22 protein-coding genes and 1 pseudogene are annotated in these 26,657 nt (G+C 32.5%); 8 read left to right on the top strand and 15 right to left on the bottom strand.

Annotated elements, in window-relative coordinates; genetic code table 11:
- The first annotated feature begins 1 nt into the window (after window position 1).
- Window positions 2-2,473 carry a M1 family metallopeptidase gene (locus tag GGR97_RS12495; protein WP_167898861.1) on the top strand — a complete coding sequence of 824 codons (2,472 nt, stop codon included), beginning with the start codon at window positions 2-4 and terminating at the stop codon, window positions 2,471-2,473.
- Between the two features lie 14 nt (window positions 2,474-2,487).
- Here the strand turns inward: GGR97_RS12495 and GGR97_RS12500 are convergent, their stop codons facing one another.
- Window positions 2,488-2,898 carry a helix-turn-helix domain-containing protein gene (locus tag GGR97_RS12500; RefSeq protein WP_167898862.1) on the bottom strand — a complete coding sequence of 137 codons (411 nt, stop codon included), beginning with the start codon at window positions 2,896-2,898 and terminating at the stop codon, window positions 2,488-2,490.
- A gap of 309 nt (window positions 2,899-3,207) precedes the next feature.
- On the opposite strand from GGR97_RS12500, the gene GGR97_RS12505 reads away from it, so the two are divergent.
- From GGR97_RS12505 to GGR97_RS12515, 3 genes are all read left to right on the top strand, one after another.
- Window positions 3,208-4,263 carry a M14 family zinc carboxypeptidase gene (locus GGR97_RS12505; protein WP_167898863.1) on the top strand — a complete coding sequence of 352 codons (1,056 nt, stop codon included), beginning with the start codon at window positions 3,208-3,210 and terminating at the stop codon, window positions 4,261-4,263.
- Between the two features lie 113 nt (window positions 4,264-4,376).
- A complete protein-coding gene (locus tag GGR97_RS12510) occupies window positions 4,377-4,856 on the top strand; it encodes an Lrp/AsnC family transcriptional regulator (protein ID WP_167898864.1) in 480 nt (159 codons plus the stop codon).
- Window positions 4,857-4,932: 76 nt separating this feature from the next.
- Window positions 4,933-6,120: a hypothetical protein gene (locus GGR97_RS12515; RefSeq protein WP_167898865.1), complete on the top strand. Its 1,188-nt coding sequence runs from the start codon at window positions 4,933-4,935 to the stop codon at window positions 6,118-6,120.
- Between the two features lie 51 nt (window positions 6,121-6,171).
- On the opposite strand, the gene GGR97_RS12520 is transcribed toward GGR97_RS12515, so the two are convergent.
- Window positions 6,172-6,669, bottom strand: coding sequence for a DUF1761 domain-containing protein (locus tag GGR97_RS12520; protein WP_167898866.1), 498 nt, complete (start codon window positions 6,667-6,669; stop codon window positions 6,172-6,174).
- Window positions 6,670-6,824: 155 nt separating this feature from the next.
- On the opposite strand from GGR97_RS12520, the gene GGR97_RS12525 reads away from it, so the two are divergent.
- Together GGR97_RS12525 and GGR97_RS12530 are read left to right on the top strand one after the other, a co-directional pair.
- Entirely contained in the window at window positions 6,825-8,342 is a 1,518-nt protein-coding gene (locus tag GGR97_RS12525) for a DEAD/DEAH box helicase (protein ID WP_167898867.1), read from the top strand.
- 160 nt (window positions 8,343-8,502) lie between these two features.
- Window positions 8,503-9,189, top strand: a complete 687-nt coding sequence (locus GGR97_RS12530; protein WP_167898868.1) for an OmpA family protein — start codon at window positions 8,503-8,505, stop codon at window positions 9,187-9,189.
- A 541-nt stretch (window positions 9,190-9,730) separates the two neighbouring features.
- Here the strand turns inward: GGR97_RS12530 and GGR97_RS12535 are convergent.
- Entirely contained in the window at window positions 9,731-10,063 is a 333-nt protein-coding gene (locus GGR97_RS12535; RefSeq protein ID WP_167898869.1) for an EF-hand domain-containing protein, read from the bottom strand.
- A 463-nt stretch (window positions 10,064-10,526) separates the two neighbouring features.
- Between GGR97_RS12535 and GGR97_RS12540 the strand changes: the two genes are divergently transcribed.
- Window positions 10,527-11,153, top strand: coding sequence for a DEAD/DEAH box helicase (locus GGR97_RS12540; protein ID WP_245229502.1), 627 nt, complete (start codon window positions 10,527-10,529; stop codon window positions 11,151-11,153).
- Between the two features lie 150 nt (window positions 11,154-11,303).
- Here the strand turns inward: GGR97_RS12540 and GGR97_RS12545 are convergent, their stop codons facing one another.
- The 4 genes from GGR97_RS12545 to GGR97_RS12560 form a co-directional block, all read right to left on the bottom strand.
- Window positions 11,304-13,037, bottom strand: a complete 1,734-nt coding sequence (locus tag GGR97_RS12545) for an alpha-amylase family glycosyl hydrolase (protein WP_167898870.1) — start codon at window positions 13,035-13,037, stop codon at window positions 11,304-11,306.
- 11 nt (window positions 13,038-13,048) lie between these two features.
- Window positions 13,049-13,972: a carbohydrate kinase family protein gene (locus GGR97_RS12550; protein WP_167898871.1), complete on the bottom strand. Its 924-nt coding sequence runs from the start codon at window positions 13,970-13,972 to the stop codon at window positions 13,049-13,051.
- Window positions 13,973-13,985: 13 nt separating this feature from the next.
- Window positions 13,986-15,311, bottom strand: coding sequence for an MFS transporter (locus GGR97_RS12555; RefSeq protein WP_167898872.1), 1,326 nt, complete (start codon window positions 15,309-15,311; stop codon window positions 13,986-13,988).
- A gap of 87 nt (window positions 15,312-15,398) precedes the next feature.
- A complete protein-coding gene (locus tag GGR97_RS12560; RefSeq protein WP_167898873.1) occupies window positions 15,399-17,996 on the bottom strand; it encodes a TonB-dependent receptor in 2,598 nt (865 codons plus the stop codon).
- A 152-nt stretch (window positions 17,997-18,148) separates the two neighbouring features.
- Here GGR97_RS12560 and GGR97_RS12565 point away from each other — a divergent pair.
- Window positions 18,149-19,192, top strand: a pseudogene (locus tag GGR97_RS12565) (LacI family DNA-binding transcriptional regulator); the annotation flags it as partial.
- On the opposite strand, the gene GGR97_RS12570 reads toward GGR97_RS12565, so the two are convergent.
- From GGR97_RS12570 to GGR97_RS12605, 8 genes are all read right to left on the bottom strand, one after another.
- A complete protein-coding gene (locus tag GGR97_RS12570) occupies window positions 19,176-19,991 on the bottom strand; it encodes an SDR family NAD(P)-dependent oxidoreductase (protein WP_167898875.1) in 816 nt (271 codons plus the stop codon). The pseudogene GGR97_RS12565 and the gene GGR97_RS12570 overlap by 17 nt on opposite strands.
- Before the next feature lie 103 nt (window positions 19,992-20,094).
- Window positions 20,095-21,048, bottom strand: coding sequence for a 2OG-Fe(II) oxygenase (locus GGR97_RS12575; protein WP_167898876.1), 954 nt, complete (start codon window positions 21,046-21,048; stop codon window positions 20,095-20,097).
- 100 nt (window positions 21,049-21,148) lie between these two features.
- A complete protein-coding gene (locus GGR97_RS12580) occupies window positions 21,149-22,255 on the bottom strand; it encodes a major royal jelly family protein (protein ID WP_245229503.1) in 1,107 nt (368 codons plus the stop codon).
- 2 nt (window positions 22,256-22,257) lie between these two features.
- The gene (locus tag GGR97_RS12585; RefSeq protein ID WP_167898877.1) at window positions 22,258-23,085 is read right to left on the bottom strand and encodes a DUF4437 domain-containing protein; all 828 of its coding nucleotides are present in this window, start codon (window positions 23,083-23,085) and stop codon (window positions 22,258-22,260) included.
- A 20-nt stretch (window positions 23,086-23,105) separates the two neighbouring features.
- Window positions 23,106-23,567: a cupin domain-containing protein gene (locus GGR97_RS12590; RefSeq protein WP_167898878.1), complete on the bottom strand. Its 462-nt coding sequence runs from the start codon at window positions 23,565-23,567 to the stop codon at window positions 23,106-23,108.
- Window positions 23,568-23,602: 35 nt separating this feature from the next.
- Window positions 23,603-24,277: an NAD(P)H-dependent oxidoreductase gene (locus GGR97_RS12595; protein WP_167898879.1), complete on the bottom strand. Its 675-nt coding sequence runs from the start codon at window positions 24,275-24,277 to the stop codon at window positions 23,603-23,605.
- A gap of 168 nt (window positions 24,278-24,445) precedes the next feature.
- Window positions 24,446-24,943, bottom strand: coding sequence for an EF-hand domain-containing protein (locus GGR97_RS12600; RefSeq protein ID WP_167898880.1), 498 nt, complete (start codon window positions 24,941-24,943; stop codon window positions 24,446-24,448).
- A 157-nt stretch (window positions 24,944-25,100) separates the two neighbouring features.
- Window positions 25,101-26,555: a CotH kinase family protein gene (locus GGR97_RS12605; RefSeq protein WP_167898881.1), complete on the bottom strand. Its 1,455-nt coding sequence runs from the start codon at window positions 26,553-26,555 to the stop codon at window positions 25,101-25,103.
- Window positions 26,556-26,657 lie beyond the last annotated feature (102 nt).

Here is a 26,657-nt window from a genome sequence, read left to right on the forward strand (position 1 = left end):
TATGAAGAGAATAGCCACTTATATTTTATTGTTTGCTGTTGTTTTTTATAGCCATGCGCAACGTGTGTATCGTTATAACGACAATGGAAAAACAAGTACCAAAGAATTTAACTTGATTGACACCAAATTGAATTTAAAATTTGATTTTGAAGAGCAAACCGTAGATGGTGAAGCTTGGATTCAATTAATTCCACATTTTGATAGTGCTAACAGTTTACAGTTAGATGCTAAAAAAATGAATGTGTACGAAGTAAAATCAGAAAATAAAGATTTAAAGTTTTACAATTCAGGTGAAAAATTAAATATTGATTTGTTAAAAACGTATACTAGAAATGATACCATCAATCTTTATGTTAAGTATAAAGGAAATCCGAATAAAATTCAGAACGATGGAGGAGTTGCTATTACGGATAATAAAGGATTGTATTTTATCAACCCTAAAGGATTGGACAAAAACAAACCTACTGAAATTTGGACTCAAGGTGAGCCTGAGCAAAATAGTGCTTGGTTTCCTACTATAGACAAACCCAATCAGAAAACAACAGAGCAAATTACTTTAACGGTTCCTGCTAAATACAAAACCTTATCTAATGGTTTGTTAATTTCTCAAACAGAAAATGCAGACGGTACTAGAACCGATGTTTGGAAACAAGAATTGCCACATGCACCATATTTGTTTTTTGTAGGTGTTGGAGAATTTGAGATTATTAAAGATGAGTGGAACGGGAAAGAGGTAAGTTATTATGTAGAGCCTTCTTATAAAGATACTGCTGCGGAGTTGTTTAAAAATACTCCCGAAATGATTTCCTTTTTTTCTGAGTTAACAGGAATTGATTATCCTTGGGATAAATACAGTCAAATGATAGTTCGCGATTATGTGAGTGGTGCTATGGAAAATACCAGTGCAGTAATTCACGCAGAACAAGCAATGTTGAGCAAAGGGGAGTTGTCTGAAAGAAATACTTGGGAAACAGTTATTGCGCATGAATTGTTTCATCATTGGTTTGGAGATTTGGTGACTACAGAAAGTTGGGCGAATATTACGGTTAACGAATCTTTTGCCAATTATTCTGAGTATTTATGGTTAGAGTATAAATATGGAAAAGATAGAGCGGATGAACATATGCAGAAAACCAAAGATGCTTACTTAAATAAGAATCCTGAGAAATTAAAGGAGAATTACGAAAAGCACTTGGTGCGTTATAACTACACTAAAAAAGATGATGTTTTTGATGTGATTAGTTATAACAAAGGAGGGATGATTTTACACATGCTAAGAAAGTACTTAGGAGATGAAAAATTCTTTGCAGGTTTGAAACATTATTTAACGACTAATAAATTTAAATCTGCCGAAGCTCATCAGTTGCGTTTGGCTATGGAAGAAGTTTCAGGAGAAGATTTGATGTGGTTTTTTAGTCAGTGGTATTACAACAGTGGGCATCCTAAGTTAAAGGTTACTTTAGAAAAGGATTTGTTAGCAGGTGAGCAAAAAGTAAAAATTACACAGTTAGAAAAAGTGTACGATTTTCCGTTGTCTATTGATGTGTACACTAAAAAAGGAAAGCAAAACTATCAGGTATTTGTAGATCAAAAAGAAAAGGTTTTTGGTTTTCCTTATAGTGATGATATTCGATTGATAAAGGTGAACGGAGATTATGATTTGTTGGCAGAAATTACTCAGGATGAATTGACTACTAAAGAATTGATTTATCAATATCAGAACGTAGCACATTTTGTAGATAGAATGCAAGCTCTAGAATTGCTAAAAGATCAACAAGAAGAAAAAGAAGTCTTTAAAGTGTTTGAAGAAGCTATGAATGATCCCTATGATGTGGTTCAGGTGTATGCTATTGAACATATTAATTTATCGGCAAAACACAGTAAAAAGAAAACTATTTCAAAAATAGAGAAGTTGTCTGAAGCTAAAAATCCTAATGTAAAAGCTGCTGCAATTTCTACTTTAGGGAAGTTAATTAATATTGATTATTTACCCATTTTTAAGGAAGGAATTGAAAGTATTTCTCCTAAGGTAAAAGGAAACAGTTTGTTGTCTATGTATTATGTAGATAAAAAGACTGCTAAAGAATATGCTAATAAATTACCTAATGAAATTAAAGATGTTATTTATGTGCCTCTGTTAAAAATGTACTTAGAAGATCGTAAAGATGAACATGTTACTTTTGTGGCTAAGTATTTATTAACAGGAATGTATTTGATCCAAGATGAGAAATTTAAGAAAGATTTTGAAGATGCCTTTGATTGGGTAGCTAGTACTAATAATACAGAAGCTATACAGGTAATGACCGATGATTTTGTAGAAAAAGGACTGAGGTATAAAAAATACAACTTTAATTACGAGGCGATTCGTGTGTTAAGAAAAGTTATAGACAAACAAAGAGAGGTAAAGAATCCTCAACAGTCTAAAATTATTGCTATTATAGAACAGGGAATTCGAAAGTTGGCTGTGGACTAAGCTAAGAATCCTTATTACTTTTCGGAATATTCTTTAAAAGTTCCGTCTTTATAAAAAATAACAATCCTTTCAATAGCTGAAGGGGTTGTTTTTTTTTGGTCTGGTATGAGTTCTATTGCTTTCTCTATATCAGTTGTTGTTTCTTTTTGAGTAAATAGATTGTTATCTTCTGGTTTATCTGTTACTGTAGTTCCTTTTCTTTTAGGGAATGTATTCTTTCCGTAGAGCAACCAATCTAAATCTACTTCTTTATAAGTGTCTACAATTTTTAAAACAAACTCTAAGCTTGGTTTGTTTCTACCAGATAGGAGATGGGAAATGCTTGATCGTTGTACTTTGATTTCATCAGCAAAGGTAGAAGCACTTAAACCGTAATGGTTAAATACTTTGTGGAGTCTATCTATAAATTCTTCTTGGTTTAACATTGTAAACTATTTAATTCCATTGGTTCTTTTGTCACTTGTTACAAATGTAATCAATTCTATTCAATATCACTATACATATATAAATATAAGACTTTACAATACACTAAATAACTTTAGGTAATTGTTCTTAAATTACTAATTTATAGTGTTTTGCGTGTTTTTAATTAGAGTGTTTTAAACCGGTTGGTTTTTAGTATTTTAAAGGTTTACAGAAGTTAAAAGATTGGGTTAGGGTCATTTTTAAAACACCTCAATAAGTTTACTTTTGTAAATTACAATTGTAAACAAAACTTGGTTTACTTTTGTAACATGAAAAAAACAGAATTAGATATTTTAGAAAAATGGTATGCTGCTAATTTTGAGAACCAATTGGCAGGAAGACGAATTTTAATAGAAGATATAGAACCTATACTTAAAGACTTAAAAGCTCCTTTTCAAGTTCAAAAAATTGGAGAGTCTGAAGAAGGTAGAAATATCCATCAGGTGAAGTTAGGTACAGGTCCAAAAAAAATATTGCTATGGACTCAGATGCATGGTAATGAAAGTACAGGTACTAAAGCTTTGTTTGATTTGTTTAAATACATTAATGACTCTGCTCATCAAGATTCTTTTGTAAAGGACTTGTTAGAGACTTGTACTTTGGTTTGCATTCCGATGTTGAACCCTGATGGTTCTAAAAACTTTACACGTGTTAATGCACATCATGTAGATTTAAATAGAGATGCTGTAGACTTAAAAGCAAAAGAGAGTCTTTTGTTAAGAAGTGTTTTAGATAGTTTTCAGCCCCAATTTTGTTTCAATCTACACGACCAGAGAACGATCTTTAATGTAGAAGGATTTAAGAATCCTGCTACCATATCGTTTTTAGCACCTTCTATAGATGTAGAAAGAACCTTAACAGCGGGTAGAAAAGAAACTATGGCTGCTATTGTTGCTATGAATGCAACTTTACAGCAAATCATCCCTAATCACGTAGGAAGATATACCGATGAGTTTTATCCAACAGCGACTGGAGACAACTTTCAGAAGCTAGGACACAATACGATTCTTATAGAAGCAGGACATTATAAAGACGACTACGATAGAGATGTTGTACGTAAATTTAACTTTTATGCACTCCTAAGCGGACTTACCTATCTTGTAAACAACGATACCTATACCGATTATCAGCCTTATTTTGATATTCCTAATAATGGAAAGCAAAATTTTGATCTAATTGTTAGAAATATGAAAATAGACAATAATACACAGGTTGATGTGGCTTTTCAGTATGAATATGAGGTAGTTAACAACGAATTGGTGAGCAAATTAGTCGAATATCAACGAGGTGGTTTGAAAGAATTTTATGGGTATCAGGAATTTTAGTTTATATTATCGTTAAGAATTCCTATATTTAGTTTGTAAAACATCAATAATTTTTTAAAATATTGTATTTTTGTCACTTATAAAATTATAGAAAGTAAAGTACTCATTAAGCCATGAAAAAACATCATTTAGACGATATAGATCACCAAATATTAGATATGTTGATCGAAAATGCAAGAACACCTTTTACCGATATTGCTAAAAAGCTACTGGTGTCTGCAGGAACCATTCACGTACGTGTTAAAAAAATGGAAGATGAGGGAATCATCAAAGGATCTACTTTAACATTAGACTACGAAAAAATGCAATACAATTTTATTGCTCACGTAGGTTTGTTTTTAGAAAGTAGTTCTAAGATTAGAGGAGTTTTACAAGCTTTAGAAGATATTCCAAACGTAACTGTAGCCTATATTACTGCAGGTAAATACAACATCTTTTGTAAAATTAGAGCAAAGGATACCAACCAAGCTAAAGACATTATCTTTCAAATAGATGATATTGACGGTGTAAGAAGAACCGAAACAATGATTTCTATGGAAGAAAGTATCAACGATAAGAAAAGAATGATGCACGCAATTTTTAAAGATTATTAATTGTTTTTATTCTTTGTAAGGAAACACCTTAGTAATCTACTACTAAGGTGTTTTTTTATATACTGTATTTACTTATATGCTTGATCAACCCAAACAGGTTTCCCTTACTAATTCACTTACATTTGCCTATTCTTTCTCTATACAGAGTTTGGAGCGTGATTGGTTACAAACTAAGGTTGACACTATTTATTTACAGCCTAGTTATTTAAAAGCTTTAGAAAACAGTCTATCGGACAAGGTTACTTTTATATATGTAGTTGTTTATCAAGACAAGCTACCTATAGGGGTTGTTTACTTTCAGTGGATTCGTATTGGAGGTGATTTTTTTACACAAGAGAAGTTTCCTAAGGAAATACATTCTAAGCTTACTTCTAGTGTATTAAAACGAGTTAAAGGAAGTCTTTTGTTGTGTGGTAATTTTTTTGCTACTGGAGTTCATGGATTTTATTTTAATTCAGACCTTCCCACATCTACATTATCACTACTTGTTAAAAAAATAAAGAAGCAACTTTGTGCTTCTAAAACCATAGCACATGTAAAGTTTGTGATGTATAAAGAGTTTTGGTTAAACCAAGACGTTGCTTTGCAAGAAAACCTCCTTGAAACGCATGCCTGTTTTCAGATTGATGTAAATATGGTTCTTGAAATCAAAGAGCAGTGGACAGGTTTAGATACATATTTAGAGAGTATGACAACTAAATATAGAACCAGAGCTAAGAGTGTTTATAAAAAAACAGCAGTAGTAAGCAGTAAAGAATTTTCGGCCAAAGAGATTCAGGAAAACTTTAGCATCATTCAACGCTTGTATCAGTCGGTACTAGACACGGCAAGTTTTAATATGGTAGAATTGTCTGTAGCTAGTTTTTATGAATTTAAAGTCAACCTTAAAGAGAACTTTATTTTTACGGGTTATTATAAAGATGATGCATTGGTTGCTTTTAGTACAGCCTGTGTCAACCATCATTATTTGGATGCCAATTATGTGGGACTTGATTATGAGTTGAACAAGGAGATTCCTGTTTATCAAAGAATTTTGTACGATTATGTACAATTGGCTCTCCGTAAAAAGGTTGTAGAATTAAGACTGGGTAGAACTGCAGAACTTATGAAGAGTTCTTTAGGAGCAGTTCCTAAGGAAATGAATCTCTATATTAAGCATAGCAATCCCTTACTGCATACCTTGTTAAAACCTTTAACTCATTATGTAAAACCAAGTACTTATGAAATAAGAAAACCCTTTAAAAAGAGTTTTTGTCAATCTTAAAAGCCAGAGCGTAGAACTCTGGCTTTTGTTTTATAAGGTTTTGTATCTGTGTTAAGAGAATTGACAAATAATTCCACCCATGATCGCTAAACAAAGTACCCAATACCCAGCATGTATCATTACATATTTAAAAGATTTCTTTTCAAACATCGCATTGATCCCAATTACAGGAGTTATTAGCAATAATGCGTTTATAGTTCCGTGCAACACCCCGTGCTTAAAGGTTCTAAAATTGTTTCCATAGTTGACCATAAAATCACTAATATATTTACCTAATTCCGAAGTTGGTTCTTCAAAACCAGGCTCTCCATATAAAACAGAGTAAAAGCCAAATTGATGAATTACCATAGGAGTTAGCATTAAGGCAATTAAAAAGCTTGCTAAGTAACACCACAAGAAAATTAGGGGATTGGGTTTGCCTATTTTTTCAGTTGTCATTCCACTTTCTTTCATCCAAAGAGTTCCCAAGACTTTAGGATTGTACCAAATAAAACCTATTATTAAAGGAATTAAAGCTGCTGTTAAGTGTACTAATAAATTGAATTGCATTGATTTAGTTTTAAGATTTCGTGTTTTAAATATACGGAATTTCAAAAAATAAAATCTAAAGGATGCTAAATGCTATATTTTATTGGTAAAAGTGGGGTAATAATTTCGTAGAACTTTAAAAACTGCGTAGTTTTGCAAAACTCATAAAGCACCATATGGAAGTAGAAGAAAATAAAAAAGTGAAGAAAGGAAAGGAATTATACGATTATCAAAAAGAGAATATAGATAAGGTATTTGCCACTATCGATAAAAAGCCTTCTAATTATAACTTAGTATTTCAGTTACCTACAGGAGGAGGAAAAACCGTTATTTTTTCGGAAATAGCCAGACGTTTTATAGAAGAGTCTAAAAAGAAAGTATTGATTTTAACTCACCGAATTGAGTTGAGTAGTCAAACCTCTAAGATGTTAGCAGAATTTGGTGTTGCCAACAAGGTAATTACAAGTGATGTAAAGTCTTTAGACGATCAAGATGAGTACATGTGTTTTGTAGCCATGGTAGAGACTTTAAAAAACAGGTTAAATGATGACTTGTTAGATATGCAAGACGTTAGTTTAATTATTATTGATGAAGCTCACTACAACTCTTTCAGAAAATTATTTAAATATTTTCAGAACTGTTTTATTTTAGGAGTTACCGCTACACCTTTAAGTTCTAACATTAAGCTTCCCATGAACGAGATTTATGATGAGTTGCTAGTAGGGGAGCCAATTAATACTTTAATAGACAGAGGATTTTTAGCGAAAGCCACTACATATACTTTTGATGTAGCACTTGGAGGATTAAAAGTGGGAATTAACGGAGATTATACCGTAAAATCATCGGATGATTTGTATTCTAGTAATTTAATGCAAGACAAGCTTTTGCATGCCTATGTAGAAAAATCACTAGGAAAGAAAACTCTTATTTTTAACAATGGTATTAACACTTCTTGGCATGTGTACGATACTTTTAAAGCAGCAGGATACGAAAACATTCGCCATTTAGACAACACGTTTTCTAAACAAGAACGTAGTGAAATCTTACGATGGTTTAAACATACACCCGATGCAGTTTTAACTTCGGTAAGTATTTTAACTACCGGTTTTGATGAACCGAGTGTAGATACTATTATTTTAAACAGAGCTACCAAATCTATTACGTTGTATTATCAGATGATTGGTCGTGGATCTCGTGTGTATAAAGACAAAAAAACGTTTAATGTTATCGATTTAGGAAATAATGCAGCCCGTTTTGGTCTGTGGAGTGCACCTATTAACTGGAAACGTATTTTTAAATCTCCAGATTATTACTTAGATAATTTGATTAATGACGAAGATATAGAACGTCAGTTTATTTATGAAATGCCTCCAGAGGTTAGAGAAAAGTTTAAAAACTCAGAGGACATAACATTTAAGGTTAAAGAAGAATACGAAAAAGCCATTAAACGAGGAATTAAGTCTAAAATAGTGCTAGACAAATCTGTAGAACAACATGCACAAATGTGTTTTGAAAATGCAGACGATGTTTTTGATGCTAGAGATTTAGCAATTTTGTTAGATGATGATATTAAAGACAGAATTAAAAAGTACTCACATTATATGATTAAGAGTACTAAAAACTACATTATGTGGTTAGAAGAGGATTACAAACGAAAATTGAATACCTCTATTAATATGAAGTTTAAAGAATAAAAAAAAGCCATCTATTTCTAGATGGCTTTTTTTATGCGTGGTTATTCAGGGGTTTAGGTTTATCATTTGTTAAATTATAATTATTTTTAATGAAAGAACGTTGTTTATAGATGTTCTAAGCAAAAAACCATTTATTTTTACAGCATTAAAAAATATAACCATGAAGAAAATTTTTAAAAAATTAGTATTAGTTTGTTTAAGTGCAAGTATGTTTACAGGATGCTCTAGCATGAACAACACAACCAAAGGAGGTCTTTTAGGTACTGGAGCTGGAGCAGCTATTGGTGCTGGTATTGGAGCTTTAATTGGAGGTAAAAAAGGTGCTGCTATTGGAGCTATTGGTGGTGCTGCTGTTGGAGGAACAACAGGAGTTATTATTGGTAAAAAAATGGATAAGCAAGCAGAGGAATTAAGAAATTCTATTCCTGGAGCTCAAGTTTATAGAGTTGGAGAAGGTATTGATGTTGTTTTTGACGAAGGTTCTGGAATTTATTTTGGATCTAACCAAACAGTAGTAAACCAAGACACTAAAAATGTATTAGATAAATTAGCGGTTGTTTTACAAAAATACCCTGATACTAATTTATTTGTAACAGGACATACAGATTCTGATGGTTCTGAAGCTTACAATTTAACATTGTCAGAAAAAAGAGCAAATGCTGTAGCAGGTTACTTAAAAAACTTAGGCGTTCCTGCAGATCGTTTTACTGTTAAAGGTGAAGGAGAAGTTTTACCAATTGCTGATAATTCTACAAAAGAAGGGAAAGCAAAAAACAGAAGAGTTGAATTGGCTATTGTAGCTAACGAAACGATGATTAAAGAAGCAAAGGCAGAAGCTAAGCAATAAATCAAAAAAAAGGACTGATGTAATTGTCAGTCCTTTTCTTTATGTTATTCTATTTAACATAATATAAATTATAGTACAATATTATATCTGTTACTTTCTTAAATAATATTGATGATGTGAACAATACATAAATAATTACTTATTGAGGAGTTATTTAGCTTTTATAGATTTAATTGTTTGATATGCACTAAGTTAAAAAATATATTTCGTAACTAAATAAAATTAGGAGTTATTTAATTGGTTTAAAAGATCTAATCCTTTTACAGAAACCAATCTGTGTATAAATAGTGAGTTTAAAAAAGCTACTGCATTTTTATTGGTTTGGTAATTAAAAGAGGCATCTGACGTAAAAATAATTTTAGAAATAGTATCAAAAGATTCACAGGTTTCCTGAATATTTAATTCTTGTTTGTAAAGCCCTTCTTGTATTCCTTTTCAATATTTTGTAAAACATAGGATCATTCTTCTGTCTACATCACTTACATAAAAAAACTCTTTGTTTAAAAAACAAAGAGTCTAAAATATTTGATATCAACTAATTTTATTCTTCTCCACCTTCATCCTCAATAGTTTCTGACTCTTCTTCTACCACTTTAATTGGTTTTTTAGCTACGTTGGCTTTTTTACCTTTTTGTGCAAAAGCTAAAAACTCCTCTAAAGAAATAGAACCATTTTCATCTTTATCGATTGCATCGAATTTGTCTTCTATTTTTTTACCTTCTAATTCAGCTTTGCTAATTTTACCATCTTTGTTTTTATCTAAGTTTTTAAACCATTTTTCTGGTGATGGTTTTTCTTTTTCTTGAGAAAAAGAAGTTATAGATGTTACTAAGCAAATTGCACTTGCAATGATTGTGATTTTTTGTGATTTCATTTTATTTTTTTATTTTAAAATTGTGTGTCTACATCTACATAAATAACTGACAACCTTATAGTTATCCCATGTTTTAATGTAATTTTATGCAGCAATAGTAATCAAAGTTTTAAATTAAAATATTTAAATTCTTTTTTTATTTTTAAAACTTACGTATTGTTAACTCCTTATGAAACAGTTATCTAACTGTGATTTGTTTAATTTTATATATTTTGGCTGTAAAACATATAGTTTTAGGTATTAAAAAGTATCTAAAAATTTAGTGTTTATGTCTTATTTCAGATCCTGTTTAAATAGACAACTGTTAACCATTAATGTACTTTTCTTGTATAAGAAAAATAAATACGGAAAACTCTATTTAAGCTATTTGGCGAATAAATAATAAGTAAATAGATATCTACTTAATTAAGAAACTCAAGACCTCATTAAATTGTATATTTGCGCTTATTACAATTAAAAAATTATGTCATTACTTCCTATGCCTTTTAAGAAATTACATGTGCATTTAAAAGAAACGCTTGAACGTCTTGAAATCACAACACCTACGCAATTTCAAAAAGAAACTATTTCTTTTATTAAAAGCGGTGTAAACCTTTTTTGTACAGCTGAAAAAGGAAGTGGAAAAACCACCACATTGGTGCTTACTACTTTGCAAAAATTAAAATGCGAAGCCGAAGGAACTGCTCCTAGAGCTATTGTACTTGTAGAGGATAATGAAAAAGGTAAAGAACTTAACGAGGTTTTTTTACGTTACACTAGATATAGTGAATTACGTGTGTATCACGCTAATGAAAAAGAACATATTGATTTGTTAAAATCCGAAATTTTTGAAGGTGTAGATGTTCTTATTGCTACTCCTAAAACTATAGATAAATTACTTTTACAATACGGAGTAAATACCTCTAATGTAAAGTTATTTAGCATTGATGATGCTGAATTTTTATCACAAGCCAATGCATATAAGTCCGTTTTGGCTATTACACAGAGTATTAGTAAATGTCAATATGTAATTTATGCTGAAAAGATGACTCCAGGTATTCAACGTTTAGAAGCTACATTTATGGAACATTCTAATATCATAAGTGTTTGATATTAATGAATATCCCCTAAAAAAAAGCCTAAATGTATATACATTTAGGCTTTTTTTGTTTTTAAATTTTCTATAAATACTAGGATAAAAACACCTCTCAACATGTTCTGACCCATCTTGAAGAGGTGTTCAACTTAAATAAATCTAACCCTAAAAATTAATAGATTTCTTTTTTCCTTGTTCCGTATAAGTAATGTTAAACTGCAAAGAGTTTAAGTTGGCTTTTAGCTCAGCTGTTTCATCTTTGTGTTTCCAAATCACATTTAATTCATTTTCTAGGGTATCTTTAAAGGTAATTTTTCCTAAAAAGGCAGTATGTGTATTTCTTAATCGAATTAATTCTAGCTGATTGGCTACAATTTCTTTTTCTAATTTATGTTCAACGGTTGCTAAACTTAGGTTGGTTCTGTTAATTTCTTTATGACTGTCCTTCCCTCCTCTTTTTACTGCTTCATAATCATTGGAACCTGCAAAAATATCTAAATACCAAATTTGTGGAGTTCCAGGCATAAATAACTGAATGGCTCTTGCCAATAACATTTTTTGATCATTTTCTCCTAAAGCACTGTAGAACGTAGCGTTTATTTGATAATATGAAATCTTTTTTCCTTCTGCATTGTACAGATTTTTGACCATTCCCCCATTATCCATAATGGTAGTCATAATGTTTTCTATTTCACTATCTTCTAATAAACCTTTGTTATAAGTACCATTTACTTCTTTTCCTTTTAAATCTAGCACAGGAATTCCATCGTGACAACCTAACATATTTACTGTTTGATAGCCTTTTGTAATAATTTCTTTTGCCCAATTTAGTAGTGCTTTGTTGGTTCCTTTTTCTAAGGTATGAATCATCAATCCTGGCAGAAAAAAATCATAAATATGATATCCTTTTTCTGCTACTTCATCATGTAAGTCCAAGCCATATTCAGCATGAATTTCGGGTAATAATATCAAATTATTTTTTAGAGCTATTTGTTTAATTCTCTCCAAATACTCCCAAGTTCCTGGTTTGTTAAAAAAATTGCTCTCTCCCACTTGTTTGTGTAAATAGGCAAAGGCATCTAGTCTTAATATTTTACAGCCAAAATTGCTTAGCTTCTGTAAGGTTTCTTCGTAAAACTCCCATACTAAAGGAGAATTTGCATTCACATCCATTTGTCCTAAATAACAACTATTTAAGACCACTACTTGTAGCGCTTCTTTTTTGTAAATGCTATATTCTCTAAAGTCTAGTTCAAAAAGATCTTCGTTTTCTTCTATAGCAACGTTAATTTTATTCGCTATTTCTTTTGCTGTTGTTAGGCTTACGTAAGGAATGTCTGTTAATTCTTCAGGTTTGATTTTTTGATATGTTATTTTCTGATAAAAGGTATTCCAATAAGCTTGTTCACTTCCATCGGGAAAACGAACTTTTAGAATAGGTAAGCCCGATTTACGCATGAACAGTTTGTCTAAATGTTCTTTTTTGGGTACTACAACTCCATCGGCACCTAAAGTTCCTTCGTTGTTCCAAAAATTATTCCAGTTGATGAAAAAGTCTTTGTATTTAGAATTGTGTCCGTTTTTTAACAAATCTTTAAATTGTGGAGAAGCCACAGATAAGTGATTCAACACGATGTCAAATTTTAATTTGATGTTTAGCTTTTCTAGATCATCTAAATCTTTTTCAGAAACTAAATCTTTGTTAATGTTGTAATCTATAATAGAAAACCCTCTATCTAAATCGCTATTAAAAAAGGTAGGTAATACATAAAACAGTGAGAAAAGATCTTTGAATTCTGGTTTCTTTAATACCGTAATCATGTCGTGTAAATTGTTTCCAATACTGTCTGGATATGCATTAAGCATTACTCCATTCATATGATTTTTCATGTTTTTCATAGTTGTATTTTTTATAGCTGAATAGCATCTGGTAAACCTCCAATATTTTGTAGTTTGATGGCTGCTGTTTTTAAACCCGATTCCAAACAAATACGCATGGGTTTGTTACGGGTGTAGCTTGTTAAGAACCCAGACCAAAAGGCATCTCCAGCTCCTGTAACATCTGCAATTTTCTCTAATCTAATGGCTGGTAACTCTATTGTTTCTTTTCCTTTTTGTGATAAAATAACTCCCTCAGCCCCTAGTGTTAAACAAATAGTTTGTACCCCTAAGTTGTGGAAATAATCAAAAATTTGTTGATGTGTTAGTGTTTTGTGAAACAATCTAAACATATCATCTTCGCTTACTTTTACCAAAGGATTGTATTGGCAATATTCTTTTAATACCTCTAAGATTCCTTTGCTACTATCCCATATTTTTTCTGAGTAATTGACATCAATACTTAATTGACAACCTAATTCATAAGCCTCTTTAGCTTTGTTTAAGATCGTTGTTTGTGCTATGTCTTTACTCAGAGCAAAACAAGTGGTGTGAAAAATTTTGGTAGCTAATAACATCTCCTTGGTAATTTGATCTTCTGTAATATGAAAATCTGCATCACGATAAGGAATAAAATCAGGAGTAGTTTCTGATTTTGATACAAAAATTACACTGGTTGCTTTTTTATCTATTTTTTTAATGTAGTTGGTGTTTACCCCTACTTTTTCTATTTCCTTTAAAACAAACTCTCCAAGACCGTCATTTCCAATAGAAGAAACAATAGCAGAATTTAAGCCTAATTTGTGGCAATTCATAGCTACATTGGTAGGAGAACCTCCTAAATATCTACGATAATCGCTAGTGTTGTTTATTTGTGCTCCGGATTGATGACCAATAAAATCAATCAATACTTCTCCAACACAAAGGATGTCTATGTGTTTTGTATTCGTTTTCATTTTTAATTTTATTTTAGTGATTGCTAGAAAGAACTACCTCTGTTGTTGTCTTTTTTGTTTTCATAAAAAGCGTAACTACAGCACTAATTAGTAAGAGTACTCCTGCAAATGTAATTGCCAAACGAGGGTCGTTGTTTAGGAAGTTTTTTAAGATGTATCCAAAAGATAAATTTTGAATAATCATTGGAATCACAATCATCATGTTGATGATTCCCATGTACACGCCGTAACGCTCCTTTGGAATGTCTGCCACTACCATTAAATAGGGAATTCCCATCATACTAGCCCATCCAATTCCAAAACCAGTAATGGCAATGAATAATAGATTTTTATCTTCAATATTAGGAAAGGCTAAAAAACCAACAGCTGCTAATAACAAGCAAATTGCATGAACATTTCTTGCACTGTATTTTTTAGCAAAACCTACTAGTAAAAAGGCAACTAAAAAGGTTACAATGTTGTACCATCCGTTTACCAAACCCGTCCAACTTACGGCTTGTTCATAAGCCTCTGGATTGTCTTTTGGAGTTGCATTCCAAACAGATAATGCAATACTTTTAGACGAATTTTGCCAGTAACAAAATAAAGCATACCATTGAAACAGGTAAACCAAAGCCAAATGCCACATAATTCTAGGCATGTCTCCAATTGCTGCAAAAATTTCTATCAAAGGTTGAAAAGCACTTCTTTTTTCGGCTTTCATTTTTGCCAGTTCCTCATCCGTTGGTGGTATTTCTTTGGTGGTTTTAATACTCCATAAAATAGAACCTATAGAACACACTGCTCCTAAAAAGAAAGAAGCATATACCCATGTTGGTAAAGAACCTGTTTTTCCAATAAAAATCATTGGAAAAATAAATAAAGATAAGTTTGCTAATGTTTGTCCAAAACCTGTAAAAAAGCTTTGCATTTGAAACCCTAAAGGTTGTTGTTCATCATCTAATTTGTCTGCAATAAAAGCTCTGTATGGCTCCATTGCTGTATTGTTTCCTGCATCTAAAATCCATAATAATCCTGCTGCCATCCATAAAGAACTACTAAAAGGAAAGGCTATTAAACACAAACTACACATTAATGCTCCAATTAGAAAGAAAGGTTTTCTACGTCCAAACCTAGGAGACCATGTTTTATCGCTTATAGCTCCAATAATGGGTTGTACTAACAAACCCGTTACTGGACCTGCAAGGTTTAACAATGGAATTTCGTGAGGACTAGCTCCTAAAAAATCATAGATAGGATTTACGGCACTTTGTTGTAATCCAAAACTGTATTGAATCCCAAAAAAACCAACATTCATGTTTAGAATTTGCCAGAAACTTAATTTTACTTTTTTGAACATAACTTTTGGGTTTAGGTAAGTTAGCAATTTGTTTTATAAAGAGTTGCTGTAAGAAAATTTACAGCAACTCTTATAGTTATTGAGTTCTTAGAATTGGTATTTTAATGCTAAGCTCATAGATCTACCTGGTAAAGTTCTAGCTCTTACGTAGTTTACTTGGTTGTTTGTAATACTACCTTCTTCTGCTTCTGTTACTGCAATTGAATCAAAGATATTATTTACAGAGAAGTTTGCATTTAATGATTTTGTAATTGCGTAGTTGATAAATCCACTAGTTACAACAAAACTTGGCATTACTAACTCGTTAGAATCTTGTGCATATGCTTTAGACTGTCCTACAAAACTTAATCCGATAGAGTTTTGTTTTTGTGTTCCAAAGTTATAAGATGGCATTAAGTTGTAAATTACATCCGGTTGTCTTCTTGGCTTGTTACCTTTGTTTGCTCCCGAAGTAATTTCTGCTTTAGTATATGTTACAGCACCTCTTAAGTTAAAGTCTCCAAAGTTATAGAATCCTTCAATTTCAACTCCCATAGATTTGTAATCATTTTCTATAATACTGTTAGACGATGCTTCAAAACCACCTTCTTCATTGGTTGTTGCGTAAAAAGCTGTTGCATATACTGCACCTCTTTTTAAGTTTCTTTTGAATCCAATTTCTGCTTGAGAAAGGAAATCTAATGCGTTAATTTTATCTCCATCTAAGTAATCCAATCCAGAGAATAAAATACGATCTGCTTTTGCAGAAGCTCCTTTACTATATCTAGCAAATATAGATTGATTGTCAGAGAACTTATAGTTGATACCTGCAGAATAAGAAATGTAGTTGTAATCATAATCTACTGCTGTAGGGTTTGCATTGTCTACCACATGAGCTGTTTGTTCTGGAGTAGAAATGGTTCCGTCACCGTTTACATCAATAGCACCTTCTTTTCCTCCTGCAAAAGATCCACTTACTGATCCCATATCATATCTTACACTAGCATCAATAGTAAGGTCATCTGTAGCATCTACTGAAATGTGCGCATAAGGTGCAGATACATTGTATTGAGTATCGTAGTTACGTTGTAAATTTCCCCAAGCAGGTGTTCCGTAGTTTAACAATCCGTTTTCACTTAAGGTTCCTACATTGATTAATTTAGCATTGTTATCTGTAGCATCTTGTACGTATGTGTTCCATAACCAAGACATAGAAACGTTTTGGATTGATTTAAAATACCCTGCTGTAATACTTACGTTTTCAATTGTTTTAGACAATTTTACATCGTTCATAAAATTGTTAAAGTTGTTTAACTCTACATCAAACATATGAATTCTACTTACTAAAGTATTTCCATCTACAGCATTTCCATTAGCAGCAAAGGTTAAAGGACCTCCTAAAGTTACCGCCATATCGTTTGCTGTTCCCACACTTTCTACAAAAGGAGTTACAAAACTACCTTTGTTCATAGAAAAACGTCCGTTGTTGGTAATTTTCCAATCATTATCTAAATCAAAACTCGCTTCAAAACCTAAAGATGTAGATATTGGGTGCATTCCATCTGTTACGCTTCCTCTTGTTGTCGCTCCATCTGCTCCTGTACGTAAAGTTTGTGTAAGGTTTGCTGTATGAATAGAACCTGTAGTTGCATTAAAACCTGGTGCATTTTCCCATGTTGGGTTGCTGTTAGTTCCTGTTACTTTAATAGGAACTGGCATGTAAGCTGCTGTTCTATCGTTTAAGTATTTTGCATATAACCTAACACGTCCGTTTTCAAACTTTTTTGTCAAGCTCATTTTTAACTGACCACCATTGTTAGCTGTAAATCCTGTAGATCTAATTCCTTCTCCTGCTCTGTAGAATCCACCAGCATGTAAGAATAAATTATTGCTTACTTCTGTTCCGTAATCAAAATCTGTTCTAAAAGAGTTGTAGTCTACTCCAAAAGTAGTTCCTATAGAACCTCCTTCGTTTTCTCCTGTTTTACTAATAATGTTGATGATTCCACCAGGACCATTAGATGTTAATGTAGATGCAGAACCTCCACGGATTGCTTCTATTTTGGCAACGTTGTTGTCAAATCTTGTAAAAATATCCGAAGTACCAAAAGCAATATCTCCATATAATAATACTGGTAAACCATCTTCTTGTAATTGTACATATTTAGAACCTCCAGAAGAAATTGGCACCCCTCTTACAGCAATGTTAGAATTTCCTTCCCCTCCTGATGATTCAGCACGAATACCAGGAATAGTTCTAAAAATTTCTGCTGTAGATCTTGGAGCAGATTGTGTTATTACAGAAGGTTTCATGGTTGTTACAGAAACACTCGATTCAATTTTAGATTTTGGAGTGGCTACCCCTGTAATAATAATTTCATCTAAAGATTGTGCATCTGCATTCATTACAAAATTCTGTACAAGGTTTCCTCCTTGTGCATTTAATTTTTTTGTGTAGTTGGTATATCCAATAGAACTAGCCTCTAAAATATAATTTCCGTTTTTTACATTTATAATTGTATAGTTCCCGTTAAAATCTGATACAGATCCTTTTCCTGTTCCTTTTAAAAGAACGCTAATTCCTAATAAAGGTTCTCCGTTTTGATCTGTAACATTTCCCGAAATAGTTGTTTGAGCTATTATTGATGAAGCAGAAAATAGCATCACTAATAAAAATCCCCATCTGACTTGAATTGTTTTTTTCATAATCGTATTATTTAGTTATTTGTTAGTTATTCACTTATTTAACTGCTAAATTATCATAAGAATACATTTTAAATTTACAATTATATAACGAAAACGTTATCGATTTTACCTAAAACGTTTTCGTTACTTATTTTTTTACTACATTTAAACATCAAAAAGAATCCATGAAGCCTGTAACCTTAAAAGAAATTGCCGAAAAATTAAATATATCTGTTACTACCGTATCTAAAGCCTTAAAGGATTATCCGGATGTTAGTAAGAAAACCAAGGCCTTGGTTAAAGAGTTGGCAGAGACCTTAAACTATAAGCCTAATAGTTTTGCAGTACATTTAAGAACTAAAGAATCTAAAACTATTGGATTGGTAATCCCTGAAATAGTACATCACTTTTTTTCTAGTGTGATTAAAGGGATTATTTCTGAAGCAGAAAAAGAAGGGTATTTGGTGATTATTTTACAGTCCAATGAATCTTATGAATTGGAGAAAAAACAAATAGATTTGTTATTGAGTCATCGTGTAGATGGTATTTTAATTTCGTTGGCTAATGGAACTGCAGATTTTAAACATTTGAATGCTATTTTAGAACAAGACAAACCTTTGGTAATGTTTGATAAAATTGCCAAATTGGTAAAATGTTCTAAGGTTATTATTGATGATCAGAAAGCTGCATTTATAGCTACGCAACATTTAATAGATAGTGGTTGTAAACGCATAGCTCATTTTAGAGGACCTTTATTGCCTCAGAACTCCATTGATCGATTTTTGGGATACAAAAAAGCTTTGTTGGCTAATGGTATGGAGTACGATCCAAGACTGGTGTACTTAAGTGATTGTGGAGAAAATAGTTTTGACGATGGAAAAGTAAACGCAGCTCAACTCTATAAAGATCATAGTGATGTGGATGGTATTTTTATCAATACCGATTTGGTTGCTATAGGAGCTATTTCTGAATTTCAGAAGTTAGGAGTTCAAATTCCGGAAGAAATTTCTATTGTTGGATTTAGTAACTGGTTTATGTCTTCTGTTATCTCTCCTACTATTACAACAATTGATCAGCCAGGTTATGTTATGGGACAAACTGCATTTATTCAATTGTATAAAGAGATTCAGGCTCTAAAGAAAGGTACTCCTTTACAACCTGAAACTATTACGTTGGAAACCGCTTTGATTAAAAGAGAATCTACCAAAGGGAGTTGATTGATCTAAGTTCTTCGGTAGTTTCCATTAATTCCTTTATTTTAAACTTGTTATAGGCATCTGGGTGTGCGTTGTTAAAACCTCCGTTGTCATTGTCATAATAAGTTCCTGTACTATTTTGGTAATTTTCAGAACAAGCTAACTCATACAAAATATCAGAACCTTTACTTGCTGGAGACCAATGCTGTCCGTAAGCTTCATTTGCCATTTTTGTATTTAATAAAGATCCTGGGTTTACTGCAATTATATTTAGTTTAGGTTCTTTTTTAGCTAAGTAAAAACTCCACATGGTTAAGGCTAATTTGCTCTGTGCATAAGCTTCGTTTACCAATAGTTCTTTGGTTCCTTTTAAAGCTTTTATGGATACGGTTGTTTGAGCAGCAGAACTTAAATTGATAATTCTTGTTTGAGTTCCTTTTTTTAACAAAGGCAGTAGCGTATTGGTAAGAACATAGGGAGCTAAGTAATTGACTACTAAACGTAAATCTATTCCTAAGTGATTTATTGTTGTTGTTGTACTTTTGAATACTCCTGCATTGTTAATTAGTACATCTATTTTTGGAACATCTTTTATAATCTGTTCTGCTAATCTTGAGACAGCTTCTAAATCAGAAAAATCTGCAACTAAACCATGAATATTGTGATTGTTTGTTATTGTTTTTATTTCCAAAATAACAGCATCTACTTTAGCTTTACCTCTTCCATGTATATAAACCGTATGTCCTTTTTTAGCAAAATTTAAAGCTGTTAACTTTCCAATACCGTCTGTACTTCCCGTTACTATTATTGTTTTACTCATAATTTTTAGGTTGTTTATTTTGATGTCACCTTTATCGTTGTTGAAATATTTTTTTAATTTTAAACGATGCTCTACCTTATGTTTTTTTATGAAAAAAAATGTGCTAAAAAGGTGCAAAGGTGTCTTTGGGACTCTTTGGCACACTCCAACGCTCACGAGCACTAATACTATCTGATGTCACAACTTTAGACTCTGAGTTATCGACACTAGCATAGCTACTTGCTCCTCCTCGTGGGATTTGCATACGATCTCCGTATAACCATACGACCAAATTACTGCGCTGTCCACTGATAATTGGATGCGTAGCGTGTGCTACATCACCTCTGTGAATTATTGCTTTCCCTGATTCAAACGTAGTTTGTACTGTTTTTCCTGTGGTTTTATCGTAAAAATCAACTTGCGAACCTGTAAATACTTCATTCGGTAAATTTATATTTATATTCAAGGTAGCGGCCGAGGCATCCGTGTGTGCACGTAAATCTACATCTTTATCTGGGTTGTATTGAATAGAAAACCCAAATGTTTGGTTGTCATAGCCATAAGTACCTAATAGCAAACGAGCAATTGGACGCATGTAACGATCCATAATGTTATTGTAAAATGTCTGAAAATTAGGAGCTGCAAGATAGCCTTCTGAGCGTGGATCAAGCATAATTCCGTAACGATTCAATTGAATTCCGTATGGTGCTCGTTTAGGAATTTGTGAATTTACTACAGCTTCTAGATAATTACGAAATTCCGCTAAGCGTTCAGGATTAAAAAATTGTGCAACATAAACCCCAGGACTAATTTCTTCCCATAAATCAGCAACAGCAACTTCTTTTTCAGGATTTTCCCATGCTTCTTTAATGGCCTTTTGTAAGCGTGCATCAAGCAGTGTTTCGTCAGGAATTAGTAAACTATCTTTGTTTTCAATTTCCCATTCTGTCCATGCATTTTCGAGTAAATTTTGGTTACTCTTCCAAAAATGAGAAACAGAAGCTTCACGGTTTAAAGACGCTTCACGAGAAGGTAAAGTAAGTGCACGAGCTTGTGCTAGCATATTTTTATTAGTCATTATTTCTATATTTTTTCACCAAAAACTATTGCAATAGGATATTTGGGTTTTGTGTCTATTTTTTAAGTGGTGTTGATTGTTGTTAGCATACGTTGTTTTGTTACCTGAACGATACCCCCTTAACAATAGGTTTGAATCTGAATATATAAAAGGGTTTGGTTGCTGTACTTTGACCGTTGTTAAACACAGCACCTCTATTTACCTGTGCAGCTGACACATACATATAACCATCTACATGATTGTAACTCACTCCATCTGGCCATACCAAGCGAGGATCTTGTATTAGGGTTTGATTTGTTTGATCTTTGGCTAAAACTACAGCTACACTATTAGTTTCTAATGCTGTTAAATATAGATTTCCTTTTTTGTCTATCGACATTCCCCCGTTGTTAGGCTTTTCAGCATAAACATCAATTTTAGCCTCTAACTCTGTTTCTGTCAATTTTGGATTGATTAAATCTAAGGTTTTAACTCTGTATATTTTGGTTCCGTTTAAAGGACCATAATACACATATTCAAAATTAGCATCGGCTGTTATTCCATCGTTTCCAACTAATAAGTCTTTTCCATTTACTGCTAAGTGCTTTCCTTTGATTATGGTTGGTGTATTTTCTGGTTGGGTTGTACGAGTACCTTCTAAAATACGACGAGCTTTTCCCGTTTTCATATTCACCAAAATAAAAGCAGCTTTACTCCCATCTCCCCCATTTCCAATACCTTCATCAGCAATTATAAAGTATCCGTTTTTGGTATCTACTACCATATCATTGGGTTGAGCTATTGCTGGTATTACAGATTTTGGCAAATAATAAATACGTTCTAATTGATTTTTTTGGGTGTTCCATCCTACAATTTTAGGTGTCACATCGTTACGTTGTGCCATATCTAGCATCCAAATAATCCCATTTTTATCGTTTCTAATACCTAGTACATTGCTCAAATAATGATCGTCAGTAGTTCGTGGTGTATTCCACGATTTATTAGGAAATGGTTTGCTTTCTTTAGTTTTTGCATCCATGATCATCACTCTATTTTCTGGTGAGAAAAAAGGATGATGACTATACACTAAATCGCCAGTATAAGAAAAGGAAATATTACCGACTGCTTGCGCTGTAGTTGCAAAAACTTCGGTTTCACCTACTGTGTTTTGTGCTTTTATGGTCATAACTGAAGCGAATACTAATATTTTGAAACTTACGTTTTTCATGATTATTTTACTTCAAATTTTCCGTTACTTCTAATATAAAGAACAGTTTCTTTTTTTGCTGAAATGATGGAAGTTGCGTTTTCTTCTGCTCCAAAATAAGAACCAGGTTCTAAAACATTTTTATCCTCCTTTATAGAAAACTGATGTGTTGCTTTACCAGAAATAACCACCACTCTAAAATTTGGACTTAAATTTTTAATTTTTCCTTTAAAACCTGCTGGTAATCTTAAAAGCGTTGCACGTAATTGATTTTTTTCGTGACTTCCCCATAAAAAAGCAGTTTCTACATTACTTTTTGAAGCTACCCATTCTATATCGTTGGCATTTAACCAAACCATATTCGATTTATCTACATTTACTGGACGCTCTCCATTATCAAAAGCATCTGAAGTTGGTTTTACTAAATATGGACCTTCTTGAATATCTAAAAACGCCATATTTTCCTGACCATCTGCAGCAGTTATGTGTGCTTCACCTGCTGGTTGTTGCCAATAAGAACCTGCTGGCAGCCATTGTTTTTCTGCTTGTTCATCATCATTATGTAATAAACCTTGAATTACTACTCCACGATAGGTAATATTGTGAATGTGTGGTGGCGAAGAAAAACCTTTCTTGAATTTTACTAAAAATCCTGCTGGTCCGTTTTTTGTTCGGTCTCCCCAAAGTTTGCCTGCAGCTGGACTTTTATCTCCTCGTAACGGATTTAACCATCCCCATTCTACATTGCCTGCGGTTACTACTTCATTTATAGATTTTGTAGTATCTGTTGTTGGTGTCTGTGCATTTGCATAAAAGCCTACGACTAATGCTATTAGGATATTTTTTTTCATTTTAAAGTTTTTAAATAGTACTAATCTTGTTTTTCTGTCTTTTTTAAATACTCTGGCAACTCTTTAGATAACCAATCTTGACGAACAGGTACATGTACATCTAAATCCACCGTTTTTTCTAAAGCCCAAAATTCATGTGGTACATTTTCTGGAAATACAATTACTTCTCCCGTTCCTACTATGATTATTTTTTCTTTTCCATCAACGATTGTTTTAATTTTTACCTTTCCAGACATGATATAGGTAATTTGTTCGTTAGGATGTTTGTGCCAAGGAATATGGGCCTCTTTTTCTAGGTTAAAAATGGTCATTTGTCCTTTGTCACCATGAAACCATTTTCTTTGAATCCCTTTTCCTATAGTTTCAGACTTCATCTCTTCAAAATTGAAATGTTGTACTTTACTAACAGGTGTTTCTTGGGCACTAGTGTTCAAAACCATCCATAGTCCTAAAACTATGGATAGTAAATTGTTGTTGTTCATTTGTGTGTTGTAAAACAATTATTAAAAAGCAGGAATTATTTCCAAGAAACAATATCTTCTATATTTCTTCTTGATTTTGGGAATTCTGGATCTGCTTTTCTATATCCAAAAGCGACCATGAATGATAAACCGTATTTGTCGGTATCTACTCCAAATTTTTCTCTTAATAAAGCTTCTGCTTTTTCTTGATGAAATCCTTCTATAGGGCAACTATCTATACCTGTTAAAGCTGCCGAAGTCATCATATTACCTAAAGCAATGTAGGTTTGTTTAGAAGCCCAATCGAACATTTTTTTATCGTTGTCTAAGTTAAAATCACGCTCTTGAAATTCTCTATAAAACTTAGTGTACATTTCTATAACATCTTCTGGTAATTGTTTTACCTCTTTCATCATGTGCATAATGTATTCCGAATCCCATTTTACCATAGGAGCTTTCATACTTAAGCCTAATACAAAATGACTAGCAGTGTCTAATTTTACAGGGGCACCCCAAGCTACAGGCTTTAACAACTCTCTTAATTCTTTGTCTTGTACTACAATAAAATGCCATGGTTCAAAACCAAAAGAACTCGGTGATAATTGTGCTGTTTCTAAGATAAAGTTGATATCTGCATCTGCTATTTTTTTAGTCGCATCAAATTCTTTGGTTGCATGTCTAAAGTTAAAAGCATTTATAATTTCTTGTTGTGATATTTTAGGTGTGTTCATAATTTTTATTATTTATTTTTAAGCAAAGATAAAACGGAACAGACTCTATTATAAGGTATAATAAAAGGAGATATATGTACAAATAAAGGTTTTAGGAGGTTGATTAACATAAAAAAGCCTAGTAACTATTGCTACTAGGCCTATTATCTGTAAAAAACAAATTTATTATTACGCTTCTCTTCCTCCTTTTTTTCTTTCTGGTTTAGGAGCGTTTTCAAATTCATCTTTGTTGATGAACCCATCATTATCGGTATCTATCTTCTCAAAATGCTTTTCTAAAGGTCCCTTAGCTTCTTCTTTAGAAATCAATCCATCTTTGTTTGTATCTTTTTTATCTAATACCTGTTCAAAAGTAAGACGAGACTTTTTTCCTTTCTTTTTACTGTTTTTCTTTCCTTTTTTCTTAGGAGTATTTTCTAATTCTTCTTTGGTAATAAAACCATCTTTATTTGTATCAATTTTGTCAAAGTGCTTTTCTATAGGTCCTTTTGTTTCTTCTTTAGACAGTTTTCCATCATTATTAGTATCCATTTTTTCTAATAATTGCTCAAAGCTTGGACGACCTTTACGTTCTTCTCTATTACCTTGTTGAGCATTTGCTTGTAGGGTTCCTAATGTGATGAAAGCTATTGCTAAGAAACCTTTTTTTACGATTGATTTTTTCATTTTATGTGTTTTTATGATTAACTATGGTTCAAAGATGCAGTTATTCTATGTATGTAATTTGAGTTTTCTGTGAATAGGGGTTTCTTTTAAGTGAAACCCCTTTACTAAGGAATTAAGCTCCTCAAAAACTATGTAGGGACTGGTTTATAGTATTCTCTTATTTTAAATAATTTTTAACTGCAGCCACACGAGAAGTTACATGACTTTTTAAGGTGTTGATTGCCGATTGAAAATCTGAACTTGAATTTAAGAACGTATAGCCTTGCTTTTCTGTAGTAGCGTAGGGTTCTATTAAGGTTGCATAAGCATTGTATTTGATCTGCATAATGCTTGTGTTAAAAACAGTCTCAACTACATCTCCTACATAAGAATCGTACTTTGCTCTATAGATTGCATCATTATAGATATAACCAATTAGTGGCCATTCGGAATCATTTAAGTCTGAAAAATCTAAGGCAAGAGAACCTTCTCTGTTTCCTGTTTGTAAGGCTTCGTTGTTATCCCAAGGAATCCAATTTAACTTGGCTGTATCTGGATTGTTGTATAAAAAATAGTTGTGTGTCATTCTACCATACGTGTCCCAGTTTTGAATGACGGTATTTACGGCCAAGTATATTAAAAATACATCTACATCAAAAATAGCTTCTAAGTCTGCTCTCCATGTTTCAGGGTCACTAGTTCTTGTACTTGCATTTACAATGGCTAGTAAATTAGAGACATCTGAAAAGTTTGCATCCTCTTCATTTGTTTTTTTTACATACTCCTCTTCATTATAAGTACCTACAGCAAAGGTTGCTGCATCACCGTCTGGTTTGTATAAATTTCCATCATTGTTAGAAAACTGTGTATCAATTACCGTATCATCAACTTCTTCTACTAAGGTGTATACTCCAAAGTATATGGGCCCATTACCATGATCTACATATACGGTGTAAAATGCTGCATGAGAACTAACGAGTCCAAAACCTCTAAAGACATCGGTAGCTACTTTTTCACGTAACATAGATTTGTCGTTATAATTGTTCTTTAGACTTAGTTTTTTAAATCCATAAAAACGCTGATTGTCTATTTGTGGGTATTCATCTTCAAATTCGTCAAAATCTAGTTTGAATGATAATTTTAAATTTCCATTAGACCAAGTAGATTGTAAACTAGAATTCCCTTTAAAACGAACTCCTACTCTGTACCATTCTTTCTCTTTATACCTAATTTCGGCAGGTACAAAAATTGGGTTTTCATCAACTTCTATCAATCCAGCTCCTCCACCAGGACGACCGCCAGTTCCGCCAAAGGCTCCGTAGTTAGCAGTCATGTCCTCTAACATACTTTGCCAACGTTCTTCTGTAATTACAATATCTAATCGTTTTACGGCATTATCTTCAAAAATTTCATCAAAATTAGGATTTGCATTTTTACTGTGGGTGTCCCCTGTCCAATCGGTTGTCTCAAAATCTGTATCTTCATACAATTCTGTATATGTTTCACTTGTGGTTGTTCCTCCTCCAGTTGTAGTTTCTTCTTCTGATGTGATGTTTTCCATATGATCAGTAGCACAAGCACAAATAAAAACGGCTTGAAGTACTACTAAAAATGGAATATATACTTTTCTCATTTTACAATACTTTTATGTGTTATGTATATATAACAACTATGTAATTTATTACCCTACCCTAATTCTGTGAATGGGGCTTGTTTTTAAGTGAATCGGGTTTTA

This window comes from Wenyingzhuangia aestuarii (genome assembly GCF_011927765.1).
Lineage (GTDB): Bacteria > Bacteroidota > Bacteroidia > Flavobacteriales > Flavobacteriaceae > Wenyingzhuangia > Wenyingzhuangia aestuarii.